Source organism: Abyssibacter profundi (assembly GCF_003151135.1).
In the GTDB taxonomy this organism is placed as follows: Bacteria; Pseudomonadota; Gammaproteobacteria; order Nevskiales; family OUC007; genus Abyssibacter; species Abyssibacter profundi.
Genome location: NZ_QEQK01000005.1, coordinates 52,170 through 64,309 on the forward strand (window position 1 = coordinate 52,170; position 12,140 = coordinate 64,309).

Annotated in this window: 11 protein-coding genes; 5 read left to right on the top strand and 6 right to left on the bottom strand. The window is 64.2% G+C overall.

What is annotated here, in order from left to right:
• The first annotated feature begins 232 nt into the window (after positions 1-232).
• On the top strand, positions 233-469 hold the full coding sequence (locus tag DEH80_RS06020) for a hypothetical protein (RefSeq protein ID WP_109719588.1): 237 nt from the start codon (positions 233-235) through the stop codon (positions 467-469).
• Positions 466-1,149 carry a cyclic nucleotide-binding domain-containing protein gene (locus tag DEH80_RS06025; RefSeq protein WP_109719589.1) on the top strand — a complete coding sequence of 228 codons (684 nt, stop codon included), beginning with the start codon at positions 466-468 and terminating at the stop codon, positions 1,147-1,149. The genes DEH80_RS06020 and DEH80_RS06025 overlap by 4 nt, the downstream gene beginning before the upstream one ends.
• On the opposite strand, the gene DEH80_RS06030 is transcribed toward DEH80_RS06025, so the two are convergent.
• From DEH80_RS06030 to DEH80_RS06040, 3 genes are read right to left on the bottom strand one after another with little or no spacing between them, the layout of a single operon-like run.
• Positions 1,104-2,162, bottom strand: coding sequence for an ABC transporter ATP-binding protein (locus DEH80_RS06030; protein ID WP_109719590.1), 1,059 nt, complete (start codon positions 2,160-2,162; stop codon positions 1,104-1,106). The genes DEH80_RS06025 and DEH80_RS06030 overlap by 46 nt on opposite strands.
• Complete coding sequence (locus DEH80_RS06035) at positions 2,146-3,813, bottom strand: ABC transporter permease (protein WP_109719591.1); 1,668 nt, start codon at positions 3,811-3,813, stop codon at positions 2,146-2,148. The genes DEH80_RS06030 and DEH80_RS06035 overlap by 17 nt, the downstream gene beginning before the upstream one ends.
• Before the next feature lie 21 nt (positions 3,814-3,834).
• The gene (locus tag DEH80_RS06040; RefSeq protein ID WP_109719592.1) at positions 3,835-4,869 is read right to left on the bottom strand and encodes an extracellular solute-binding protein; all 1,035 of its coding nucleotides are present in this window, start codon (positions 4,867-4,869) and stop codon (positions 3,835-3,837) included.
• A gap of 252 nt (positions 4,870-5,121) precedes the next feature.
• Between DEH80_RS06040 and DEH80_RS06045 the strand changes: the two genes are divergently transcribed.
• The gene (locus DEH80_RS06045; RefSeq protein WP_109719593.1) at positions 5,122-7,119 is read left to right on the top strand and encodes a DUF7151 family protein; all 1,998 of its coding nucleotides are present in this window, start codon (positions 5,122-5,124) and stop codon (positions 7,117-7,119) included.
• Positions 7,120-7,196: 77 nt separating this feature from the next.
• Here the strand turns inward: DEH80_RS06045 and DEH80_RS06050 are convergent, their stop codons facing one another.
• A complete protein-coding gene (locus DEH80_RS06050; protein WP_109719594.1) occupies positions 7,197-7,832 on the bottom strand; it encodes a hypothetical protein in 636 nt (211 codons plus the stop codon).
• Positions 7,833-8,023: 191 nt separating this feature from the next.
• Here DEH80_RS06050 and DEH80_RS06055 point away from each other — a divergent pair, with 191 nt between their 5' ends.
• Positions 8,024-10,018: a DUF7151 family protein gene (locus DEH80_RS06055; RefSeq protein ID WP_109719595.1), complete on the top strand. Its 1,995-nt coding sequence runs from the start codon at positions 8,024-8,026 to the stop codon at positions 10,016-10,018.
• A 35-nt stretch (positions 10,019-10,053) separates the two neighbouring features.
• Here the strand turns inward: DEH80_RS06055 and DEH80_RS06060 are convergent, their stop codons facing one another.
• A complete protein-coding gene (locus tag DEH80_RS06060) occupies positions 10,054-10,653 on the bottom strand; it encodes an LON peptidase substrate-binding domain-containing protein (RefSeq protein ID WP_165831323.1) in 600 nt (199 codons plus the stop codon).
• Positions 10,654-10,820: 167 nt separating this feature from the next.
• On the opposite strand from DEH80_RS06060, the gene DEH80_RS06065 reads away from it, so the two are divergent.
• Positions 10,821-11,606, top strand: coding sequence for a hypothetical protein (locus DEH80_RS06065; protein ID WP_165831324.1), 786 nt, complete (start codon positions 10,821-10,823; stop codon positions 11,604-11,606).
• On the opposite strand, the gene DEH80_RS06070 is transcribed toward DEH80_RS06065, so the two are convergent.
• Positions 11,607-12,107 (bottom strand): GNAT family N-acetyltransferase, encoded by a 501-nt coding sequence (locus tag DEH80_RS06070; protein ID WP_109719874.1) that lies wholly within the window; start codon positions 12,105-12,107, stop codon positions 11,607-11,609.
• Positions 12,108-12,140 lie beyond the last annotated feature (33 nt).

Consider the following 12,140-nt stretch of genomic DNA (forward strand, 5'->3'; position numbering starts at 1 on the left):
TGTTCGTTGTAGCAGTGACTTAGCGCCGTTTTGTCAGGATTTACTTCGAGTTTGTGATGCAAGCGACTTCGCCCATCGGGTTCCACGGCGGTGCGCGGATCGCGCTGTGCTACCGTCGCGCCATGTCGCCGAACCCGTTGTCGTATTCGCATCCATCGCAGGGTCTACCGTCCAGGCAGCCCAGCGTCGTGGCTGATGGCGTCCAGGACTGATCCGGCCGGACCAGACCCGCATGCGTGAAACGCTCTTGATCGTCGGGCTCAGCCTGTTGATGCTTTCGGCTTGCGAGTTGGTCAGAGACGATGTCGCTCGGGCCGAGCGCAACTGTCAGCGCGCGCAGCAGGAGCAGGCCGATGCGCAGGAGAATGAGGGCGCGCCCTCGGCCCGCCGATGTGGCTTGATCCGCGCGACCTGTGACATGGATCGACGTGGCCCCGCCTGCCAGGCCTTGCTGGAGCGTTATCAGTGATTACGTTGGACAGCGTGTACGTCAATCTGGGCTACGGGCTGATGTTGTTGGCCCTGCTGGCCCGGGACATGCTCTGGCTGCGGGCAACCCTGATCGTGGCCCAATCCCTACTGTGCACCTATGCCCTGCATACGGGGGCGCCGAATGTCGCCGCATGGAACGCGTTGTTCGTGGCGATCAACATCATCCAGGTCATCCGAATTTTGATGGAACGCCGCAGGATTATCCTGGCCGAGCCCCTGGCATCCATCCATGCGCTGAACTTCGATGTGATGACCGTGCCGGAATTCCTGGGACTCTGGCGGCGCGCCGAGGAGTGCCGTGATGTCACGGGCGAGTTGCTGGCCGAAGGCGTCGCCAATGAGCGCCTGATTCTGCTGGTAGCTGGCCAGGTGCGGGTGCTGGTGCAGGATCAGGAGGTGGCGCGCCTGGGGCCCGGTCGGCTGGTCGCCGAAATGAGCTACCTGACCCAAGAGCCTACCTCGGCATCGGTGGTCGCGGACGAGCCGGTGACTTATCGAGCCTGGTCGCGCGACACGCTGGATCGCATCAAGCGCAACAGGCCGGCGCTTTGGAGCAAGTTGCAGGCCGCCATTGGTCGCGACCTGGTCCGTAAAATCCGACAGGTCGACGCTCAGGCCGGCACGGCTCCGGCATCCCGTGGAAATACGACTACGTGATCGGTGGCCATGCGAATCCCAATGGGTTCGCCGATTTGGTGATTGTGGTGGCTGGGCACCAGCGAGAGGATGCGGGCCCCACTGGGTAGTTCCAGCGTGTACAGGATCTGGGCGCCGCGGAAGGCCTTGCGCCTGACGATGGCCTGCTGCGGGCTGGCGTCATCGTGGATGATGTCGTCCGGCCGCAGGAGCACGTCCACCTCCTCGCTGGTCGCGCCGACACGTTCGCCGCGCAGGCGCCCCAGTTCGGTATCCACGCCATCGTTGTCCACCGGCCGTCCGGGGAGCAGCACCCCTTCACCGACAAAACGGGCGACGAAGCGATTCGCCGGTCGATGGTAGAGGTTGTACGGCGTGTCCCATTGCTGAATTTGTCCGGCCGACATCACGGCGATACGGTCAGCCACCGCGAAGGCCTCTAGCTGGTCGTGGGTCACCATCAGCGCAGTCATGCCCGCCGCCTTGAGAATTTCACGGACCTCTTGCGACAGCCGCTCTCGAAGCTCCGTGTCGAGGTTGGAGAACGGCTCATCCAGCAGAATCATCTGCGGTTCGGGCGCCAGCGAACGCGCCAGCGCCACGCGTTGGGCTTGTCCGCCCGATAGGGCATGGGGAAAGGCATCGGCGTAGGCGGCCAGCCCGACCAGTTCCAGTGCCCAGCGGATGCGTTGTTCGCGGCTGCGTTTATCCAGATGCCGGAGTCCGAAACCCACATTGCCGGCAACGCTGAGGTGGGGCAGCAGGGCATGGTCCTGGAACACCATGCCGATGCGGCGCTGCTCGGGTCGCATCATCTGTTCGCCGTCGGCCAGCAGATGGTTGCCGCTGGTAATCCGGCCGGTGTCCGGCTGCTCGAAACCCGCGATCAGACGAAGCAGCGTGGTCTTGCCGCAGCCGCTAGGTCCCAGCACACAGCCAATTTCGCCGGCCCCGAGTTCAAGGGTCACGTCGTGTAGCACTGGGGTCGCGCCGTAGCGCTTGTGAACTGCGGTCAGGCTAAGCGGCATGGGCATCGGCCAATGGTGTCAGGGCCGGTTCCTGTTGGCGCTGTGCCGGCTCGGAGCCGCGCACCAGCCAGAACACCGGTATCAGGCCTGCGAGCACGATGCTCAGCCCCGGCACGGCCGCGCGCGACCATTCGCCCTCGGCGGTCATTTCGAAGACACGGACGGCCAGCGTGTCCCAGCCATAAGGACGGGTCATGAGGGTCAGCGGCAACTCTTTCATGACGTCCACGAACACAAGGATGGCGGCGGTTACCAGGCTGCCGGAAATCATCGGTGCGTGCACCCGGCGCGCGATCTGCCAATTGTTGCAGCCCAGGCTGCGGGCCACGTCTTCCATGGCTGGCGACACGCGCATTAGCTGTCCTTCGATGGGGTGGGTGGCGACAGTCAGGAAGCGGGCGACGTAGCCTAGCAGGACCGTGGCCAGGCCCGTGTGCAGGGCGATACGCCACGGGCTGCCGACGGCTTCGACCGCGCTGGTCAGCGTCGCCGACAAGGCTGCAAGCGGCACGAACAATGCCACCGCCAGCACGGTGCCAGGAATTGCGTACCCTGCGGTGGCCGTGCGCCCCAACAGGCGAGTGCCGGGGCGGGGGTCTTGCCGCAGCACCCAGGCCAGGCCGAGGCCGAGCACCGTGAGCAGTCCGGCCGCCATGCCGGCCAGCATCAGTGAATGGGTGGCAAAGCCCAGCAGGCGGGCGTCCACGTCAGCCCGGTGGAGCCATGACCAACTGGCCAGCTGGGCCAGCGGGGCAGCAGCCCCTGCCAGCACCACCAGGCCGCAGGCCGCCGTGGCCGTCCAGCCGCGCCACCCGGCTAGCACTGTTCGGCGCGCGGCGCGCATGCTGGCATCGCCGACGTAGCGTTGGTCGCGTCGCTGTCGCCGTTCCAACGTGGCGACCACCAGCGCGATAGCGACCAATACGGCGGCTAGCGCCAGGGCACCATCCAGTGAGAACAGCGCGAACCAGCTCTGGTAGATGGCGGTGGTCAGCGTCCGGACATTGAATGCGGACACCGCGCCGAAGTCCGCGAGGGTTTCCATCATGACCAGCAATGCGCCGCCGGCGATCCAGGGCCGTGCCAGCGGCAGACCGATGCGCCAAAAGCCGCCGACCGGTCCAAGCCCAAGCGAGGCGGCGACCTCCAGTGCGCGCCGACCCTGCGACATGAATGCATTTCTGGCGAGCAGGAAAACGTATGGGTAAAGGCCCAGGCCCAGGACCAGGGCCGCACCTCCAACAGAGCGAATCGGCGGGACGTTGAAGTCCGCGCCCAGCCAAGCACGCAGACGAGTCGGGACCGGGCCCGCGTAGTCGAACCAGCCGATGTACACCGTGGCCAGCAGATAGCCGGGAATTGCGAGTGGCAGCACCAGCGCCGGGGTTAGCCAGCGCCGACCCGGGAACTCATACAGGCTGGTCAGCCAGGCGCAGGCGACGCCCAGCACCACCGCCAGACCCACGGTCATGACCACCAGTGCGGCCGTGGTCGGCAGCACCTGGGGAAGCATGGTCTGGCCCACAAACGCCCAGACCTGGGCATCCGGTTGCAGCAGCGAGAGCAGCATGGTGCCCAGCGCCGCCAGCACCGGCAGGGCGATCAGCGCGGTGAGTGGGTGGGCGGGCAAACGCCGCCGTCGCAGGCTCGTGGCCATGGAGGTCGCCGGTCCGGTTGCTTAGTGGTAGCCGACTCGCTCCATCAGCTTGACCGCGGCCGGCTGCAGTTTGCCCGCTTCCGACACATTGATGACATTGGGGACAAAGTCGCCCCAGGCCTTGACCAGCGGATCCGACGGCACGGCCGGGTTCGCGGGGTATTCGAGGTTTCCGTCGGCCAGAAGATCCTGTGCCTCCTGACCTGCCATCCATTCCAGAAACGCCCGGGCCGCCTCGAATTGGTCCGTGGCCGCGGTGATGCCGGCGCCGGACACATTGACGTGCACGCCGCGCAGCTCACCCAGTGACTCCGCCTGATTCGGCCAGAACAATGCCAGCGGGATGTCGGGATCCTGACGCTGTAGTCGCCCGAAATAATAGGTGTTCACGATGCCCACGTCGCACTGGCCGGCCAGGATCGCCTCCATGACGGCCGTGTCATTGGAATAGGGTTCGGCGGCCAGATTGTCGACCCAACTGCGCACCACGGCTTCGGTGGCCGGTTCGCCTTGGGCCGAGATCATCATCGCCACCAGTGACTGGTTGTAGACCTTTTGCGAGGTGCGCAAACACAGGCGGCCCTGCCAGGCCGGATCTCCCAACGCGGCGTAAGTGCTCAGCGCATCCGGGTCCACGCGTTCGGTGGAGTACACGATGGTGCGCGCCCGGACCGACAGCCCAAACCAGCGACCGTCCGGGTCCCGTAAATGGGCCGGAATCCGCTCGTCCATGACGTCGGACCGGGCTGGCTGCAGCAGGCCATCGTCAGCGGCTTTCCAGAGATTGCCGGCATCAACCGTGATGAGCAGATCGGCCGGGCTGTCGGCTCCTTCGCTGCGCATGCGCTGTAACAGCGGGCCTTCCTTGCCGGTAATGAACTGAATGGCTTGTCCGGTCTCCGCCGTGTATCGATCGAACAGCGGTTTGATCAATTGCTCATTGCGGGAGGAGTAGATGACCAGCGGGGCATCCGCACCGGTCTGGTCGGAGGATTTCGAGCAGGCGGACAACACAAGTCCGGTCGCAACCAGCAGCAAAGCGGAATGGCGCAGCATGTCGGAATTCAATTGAGAATGATTCTCATATCTTAAGGCATCACCGATCAACTCGCACGAATGGCGTCACCCCCAGCCGGTACTTCTCGCTCAAATCGCGACCTATCCCTCAAATGGCGTAGAGCGCAGCGTCGTAACCGTGCGCAATGTCCGGTTAGTGCAAGAAAGCTCGTCTTAACTGAGGCGGCCACCGACATAGAGGGACATAGGAATGCCCTGGGTGGCCGCGACATTTAATCAGGAGAGGGAATCATGATGATCGAAGTACACCGTCGAGTGCTCACCGGGCACCGCTGCTTGGCGGTCGCAGCGGCGACCGTGTTCATGGTGGGCTGTTCCAGCGACGATGACGCCGAAGCGCCTCCGGCCGAACTCACCGCAACCATTGCGACGATCGCGCAGGAGGATGCGCGCTGTGATTTTGGCGGTGCCATTGTGCGTCGGGGAACAGACACCAATCGCAACGGCACCCTGGACACCGACGAGGTCGAGGCCGAGGAGGTGGTCTGCAATGACTCGGCCGCCGATGCTGCGCCGGCCGCGTTGATCTCCTCTCTGGTTGCCGGTGATGCCATGCCGGGGCCGGGCGAATCCACCACGCTGACGGTGACCGCGGTCGATAGCGCAGGTGGAACGGCCGTGACTTACGCTTGGTCGAACGCGACCACGGAAACAGCGTTTGCCGAGACGTCTAACGTGCTGACGATCGAGATACCGGAAAGCGCCACGGTTGGAGACGAGATCACCTACCGCGTGACCGTGACGGATTCGGCCCAGGTGCAACAGATTCGCGACATCACGCTGACGGTCGGTGAGCCGGCCACAGCCCCGGTGACGACGGCGTCGACGACCAACCACCAGATTTTCCTACCGGAAGGACTCGAAGCGCCTACGGAGCAGCCGACGGGCGACTTCGACGGTGTCGTGTTTTTTGCGGGCGAGGGTTCCGTCGAGTCGCGCAAGCGGCGTTCGCTCCGTGATCTGGCCGGTTTCGGCGCGCAGCGTCGAGCACTTAGCCAGGCGTCCTCGCAATCGCAGGATGAATTCGACCAAATGCGTAACGCGATCAGTTCCGAAGCGGGTTATACGCTAACCAATATTTCCACCGCTTTGACCAATGCCTGTGCGGTTGGGCGTTTTTCACTGGAGTTGGACGCGGGAACCACCCCGACGGATCTGGTCAAAGCATTGCTGGAACTCGTTGGCCGGAGCACGGGTGAGGGAACGCTAGGCAATCTGCCCGAGTCGCTAGAGGACGAACTGGCGGCCCTGCTCTACGAGATGCGCCTGTCGGTGTGCTATTTCTCGCAAGAGGACGTGGTCGTCCTACTGTCGCTGGTGATCGACGACGTCGCCGATCTTTACGAGAACGTCAGCCGCGGTGTGACCGATGGCACCAATGTCGGCGACACCCAGTCCACGCGTGAGCAGCAGACGGATCAGTTCACGGGCACTGGGTCCGGTGGCCAGGCGGACTTCCTGTTCGTCATCGACAACAGCGGCAGTATGGGCAACGAGCAGGAGGCACTGTCCCAGGCAGCCGCCGAGTTCATCAACGTGATCACGAGTTCGGGCCTGGACTTCCAGATCGGAACGATCACCACGGACAGCCAGACGCTGCAAGGCCAAGGCTATACCAACGACACCAACCAGTTCGCGGCGGATGCCAGCCCGGGGACCGGTGGTAGCGGCACCGAATCCGGGGTGTACTTCGCCGAACGCTCGCTGTTGTCGACCGCGCTGGGTGATGCCGAGGACGGTAGCAGCACCACCGCGGGTTATCCGCGTGCCGGTGCCAGCCTGTCGGTGGTGATCATGAGCGACGAGCCAGATCAGTACTCCCGGTATGCTAGCTCGACGTTCGATGTCCAGAACAACCTGTTCGTCGATCGCAGCTACCCCGTCTACGCCATCATCAACGAGGGTAGTCCCGGTGACTATGACGACCTGGCGCTGGCCACCGGCGGTTCGACCGCAAGCATCGCTGATACCAGCCAGTTCCCGCCGATCATGAACGAGATCGCCCGCAACGCGGGAGGCGCTGCAAGCCTGTTCCAACTCTCCGAGGAGCCCATTTCCAGCACCATTGTCGTGGAGGTGGATGGAACGCGTGTCCAGGCCGATGGCATGGATGGCTGGCAGTACGTGGCCGGCAGTAACTCAATCGTGTTTCGCGGGTCGGCGGTGCCGGCCAGCGGCGCCGTGATTGATGTGACCTACCAGTACATCGCCGAAGCTGAAGCACGCTAAGCGGCGTGATCGACCGGGGCCCGGCTGTTGTGAAACGGCCGGGCCTTTTTGATTGGGGCGCTGGCGGCCGGGTGGGCTTATGCGGAGAGCTGGGCGCCTAACGCCTGGCCGTAGAGCATCAACGGCGGCAGCTGCAGCGGAATCAGTAATGCATCCCGGCGCTGCTCGTGGTGTGCGATGGAGTCGGGAAGGCAGAAGCGTGCGATCGCTGGCGCCAGCGCGGCCAGCGCTAACGCGGCCCAGGCGTCGGTGGACGGCCACAGCGAAACCGCAGCCCCGGGACTGATCCAATGAAACAACAAGGCCAACAGCAAGAACCCCTGGAGAGGCAGCACCGCGCCCGGCACACGTTCGAGTGTGGGGAGTAGCGGGAGCAGCATGGAGGCCGCAAAACCCAGATTCAGCAGATGCGACCAGCGCTCATCGGTCTGCAGCACGGCGGCCAGGGGCGGGGCTTGGGACAGGCCGAAGATAGCGGGATAGCCGAGCAGGATGAACGCCAGCACGCAGGCCGATCGTGCAAGAGGCAGCATCACGTGTTGAACGGACCAGGCCGCCCAACGCGGCTGGGCGAATTGCTGCAGCAGCCACGATTCGATGGAGACCAGTGCGAATAACAAGCCCAGGCATGTGATGACGGCCGTCCCCATGCGTGGATTATTGCGCAATGACGCCAGCGGGTGGCCCACCACCGTTCGTCGGTCTGCCAGCAAGATTGGCCCGACAACCGACGGCGGGACTTGATCCTTGCTTCAATCCGCAGGAGGCTGTTCGCTGCTTGACATCGCCCGCTTACGTAACAGTAGCCGTCGGATGGTTTTGGGGGCGCCTGCAGCAGCAGGGCTGCGACCAGGTGTCGGCCATCCGGAGCCTGCGGGCCGGGAATCAGACAGGGAGCATCAGCATGGACAGCAACGTGCAACGCGTCATTTGTCGCGCGGGATTGGGGGTCGGCTTGTCAGTCATGGGGCTGCTCGCCGGATGTAGCGAGTCGGAGGTCGACATCGTGGCCTTTGAACAACTGACGGCCGTGGCGGCGACCATTGCGCCGGAGGATCGGCGCTGCGCCTTTGGTGGCGCGGTGATCCAGACCGGCATTGATGACAACCGAAACGGCACGCTGGATACCGAAGAGGTCGATGACGCTCGGGTGTCCTGCAATACCAGCCTACCGTCCGGAGCCAGTCCGCTGATCTCGTCCTTTGTGGCCAGCAATGGCATGCCTGTGGCGGGTGAAACGGTGACGTTGACGGTGGGTGCCAGCGACAGCGCTGGCGGTTCGGCGCTGACCTACAGCTGGTTCAACGTGACGGAGCAACTGCTGCTGGCCGAGACCGGTGCGGCGCTGACCGTGGTCATTCCTGACACCGCCGAGGTCGGCGACACGATCGTCTACCAGGTCACGGTCACGGACAGTGCGCAGGTGGAGCAGATTCGGCGCATGACATTGGTCGTCAGCGAGACGGTTGTCCGGCCGGTCACCGCTGTGAGCACCGAATCACACCAGATCTTTCTGCCGGATGGCCTGGAAGCGCCGGTCGACCAGCCCACCGGCGACTTTGACGGTGTCGTGTTCTTTGCCGGAACCAACAGCCTGCCGGATGCGCAGAAGATGCGGTCGCCCCGCGACCTCGGTGGCTTTGCCGCGCAGCGTCGCAACTTTGGACGCGGATCGAATGCGCGATCTGAGCTAGACCAACTCCGCAATGTGGTCAGCACCCAGAATGGCTACTCACTGACCAACATCTCCACCGCGGTGACCCGGGCCTGTGCCGTGGGTCGGTTCGCATTGGATCTGGCAGACCCGGCCACACCGACATCGCTGACACGATCATTGGTTGAGCTCATCGGCCTGAACGCCGAGGGCGGACAGCTGACCGCTTTCCCCGCGCCGGTTGCCTCGGAGGGTGAATCCACGGCCTACGAGTTCCGCTTGTCTGTGTGCTTCTACTCGCCGGACGATGTCGTGGTGCTGGTGTCGACGGTCATCGACGAGGTCAAGCAACGCTATGAGGCCGTGACGCGTGGCGTCACCGACGGCACCAATGTCGGTACGGCCGAATCCACCCGCGCTGAGGCGGCTGACGAATTCGTCGGGAGCGGATCCGGCGGATTGGCAGACTTCCTGTTCGTCGTCGACAACTCCGGCAGCATGGGCAATGAACAGGCTGCGTTGTCGCAGGCGGCTGCCGACTTCATCAGCGTCATCACCGCATCGGGACTGGATTTCCGGATTGGCACCATCACCACCGACCGTCAGACCCTGCGCGGTCAGGGGTACACGGCAGACACGATGCAGTTCGAGCAGGACGCCGTGGCCGGTACCTCCGGGAGTGGCCGTGAGTCCGGCATTTACTGGGCGGAGCGTTCCCTGTTGTCCACCGCCCTGGGCGATGCCGAAGACGGTTCCAGCACCCTGGCAGGTTATCCGCGGGCCGGTGCCAGTTTGTCGGTGGTCATGCTGAGCGACGAGCCGGATCAGTACTCACGGTATGCTGGCACCGCGTTCGACCCGACCGACAATCTGTTCATCGACCGGTCGTATCCGGTGTACTCGATCATTAACGAAGGCAGTCCGGGGGACTATGACGACCTGGCATTGGCCACGGGCGGCTCCACGGCCAGCATCGCCGATACCAGCCAGTTCCCGGCGATCATGAATGCCATTGCCACCAATGCCGGCGGCGCTGCCAGTCTCTTTCAACTGGATGAAACGCCCATTTCCAGCACCCTTGTGGTGACCGTCGATGGGGTCGAAGTGCCCGAAGACGTCGACAACGGCTGGCAGTACGTGGCCGGTAGCAACAGCATCGTGTTCCGCGGCACGGCGGTGCCCGGTGAGGGCGCGGCGATTGTGGTGCGTTACCAGTACGTCGAGTCAGGCGAAGCGGCGGGCTAAGGTCCATGCAAGCGACGGCAGGCGCCCGCCTGCCGTCAGCTGCCCGGACGCGCCCGCACCATCTGCTGGACGAAGCAGGCAATCTGATGCAGCCGGGCGATGGGGTCTCGCAGCTCCAGGAGCTGTTGCTTGGCCGACCCGGGGATCGGCAATAGCTCCGTGAGTCGGCTGCCAACCCAGCGCGCGTTCTGTGGCTGCGGGGCATCCAGATCGAAAGGCGGGCCGAGCTCGGTCACCAGTTGCAGGGCGAGGTCGGCGAGGTGTTCATAGGATTCCGGAACCGCGCCGTCTGGCTCGTCGCCATAGGGCGCGGTATCACCCAGCCACAGACCGGCCCGGGTTTGATGCGGCGTCAGAATGCGTACGCGTTGCTGCCCTCGGCAAACAATGCCCAGAAACCCGTGGTCCAGCGCCTCAAAATCGATGATCTCGACATAGGTGCCGATCTCCTGGGGGCGGACGTCTCGCCCGGTTTCCTGGCCGGAGGCCGACAAGGTCACCACGAAGCCGGTGCCGCTGCGCATGCAGTCGCGCACCATGTCGTGATAGCGCGTCTCGAAGATGCGCAGGGGCAGAAGCCCACCCGGCATCACGAGCCCGGAGAGCGGGAATAGCGGAACGTCCGTGGTAACCAAGGCGCCGAGTCCCTCCAGCAGTAACCGCCGGCAGTGTAGAACGTGGGGCAGCACAACAGAAATGTCGCAAAGAGTCGAGTGAGCCGGGGCGGCTGCTGCGGGTTTCGTGACTTTTGAGCAGTCTTTGCCTAGCCTCTGAGCGAACCCTTCCTGAAGGATCCATCGGCATGAACCGCGTTGCCCTCGGCTGGCTCTGGTCAGCGTTGATTGTGGGCCTGACGGCTTGTGGCTCGAAGCCGGCAGAGCAGCCGCCACCGCTGTTTCCGGGCGTGCCGACATTTGAACTCGTCGCCGATGAATTCCCCATCGAAGCGCTGTTCGGCCCCGTTCCAGCGGCTCGTTTCTCAAAGCTGAGCTATTTGCAGGACATCGAATCGCCGGAACACCCGGTGCCAGTCGAACATCTGTTCGAGCTGGTGATTCGGCAGGGGGCCCGGGCGGGGATGCAGCGTGTTCGATCGGAGTACACCTTTGCGGATTCCAATCGCCACGCCATCGAGGAGTCGGTGCAGGTGGCTGACTTGTTCGACTTGTTCACCTACGCCTACACGCCCGAGACCGACACCGCTCCGGAAACCGTGACGCGCAGCTATGTTGCGGAGGTCTCGCAGGTCAGGGGCGTGCTATTCCCGCTGGCGGTGGGCAACCACCTGCAGTTCGAGGCCACGCGGCATTATCAGGTCGAGCGCGATGGTCAACGGGCCGAGGCCCAGACCCTGGAGTTTGCCTACGACCTGCGCGTGGACCGCCAGGTGGCGCCGGGCAACTACAGCGGCGTCGAGTTGCAAGAACCGGTTTGGGTGATTCAGCTGCTGGAGGTTGATCCCGATGGTGTGGAGCATCGTCGGGAGGCGCACTTCTCTGCCGAGGTCGGTATGCCCGTCTTCGACGCCCGCCGCCACGACAGAACCATTACCACCCGTCGCCTCGTGCGCTGGGAACGCGACGCCTGATCAAGACGGCGGCTGCCGCGACAGTGACAGCAGCATCCATCGGTCGCAGCCATGGTGGCCGGTTTGTCCAAGCGGCTGTTGCAGGGGCTGGAATCCAGCCGCGCGATAAAGCCTGCGCGCCGCGGTCATGCTCTCCAGCGTTTCCAGGTAGAGCTGGGCATAGCGCATGGCACGGGCTGCGGACAGACAGTGATCCAGTAAGGCGCGACCCACACCCTGGCCGCGGGCCGAGGCCCGCAGGTACATCTTGCGCAGCTCGGCCGTTTCGCGATCACCACCTGCCAGCGGTGCCACGCCTGCGCCCCCCAGCAGCTGCCCATCCCACTCGGCAACAAAGTAGGCATGGCGTGGTTGGGCATAAGCGCCAGCCAGCGCGCGGGTTTCGGGGTCCTGGCCGGCGAATCCGTCTCCGCAGGCGTCAAACTGCGCCAGCGTGGTCCAGATGATGTCCGCCATCTCGGTGTTGTCGGCGGGGGTGATCGGGCGAATTCGGGCGTCCATGCTGCGTCAGGGTTCGGCTCGGTGTGATAATGC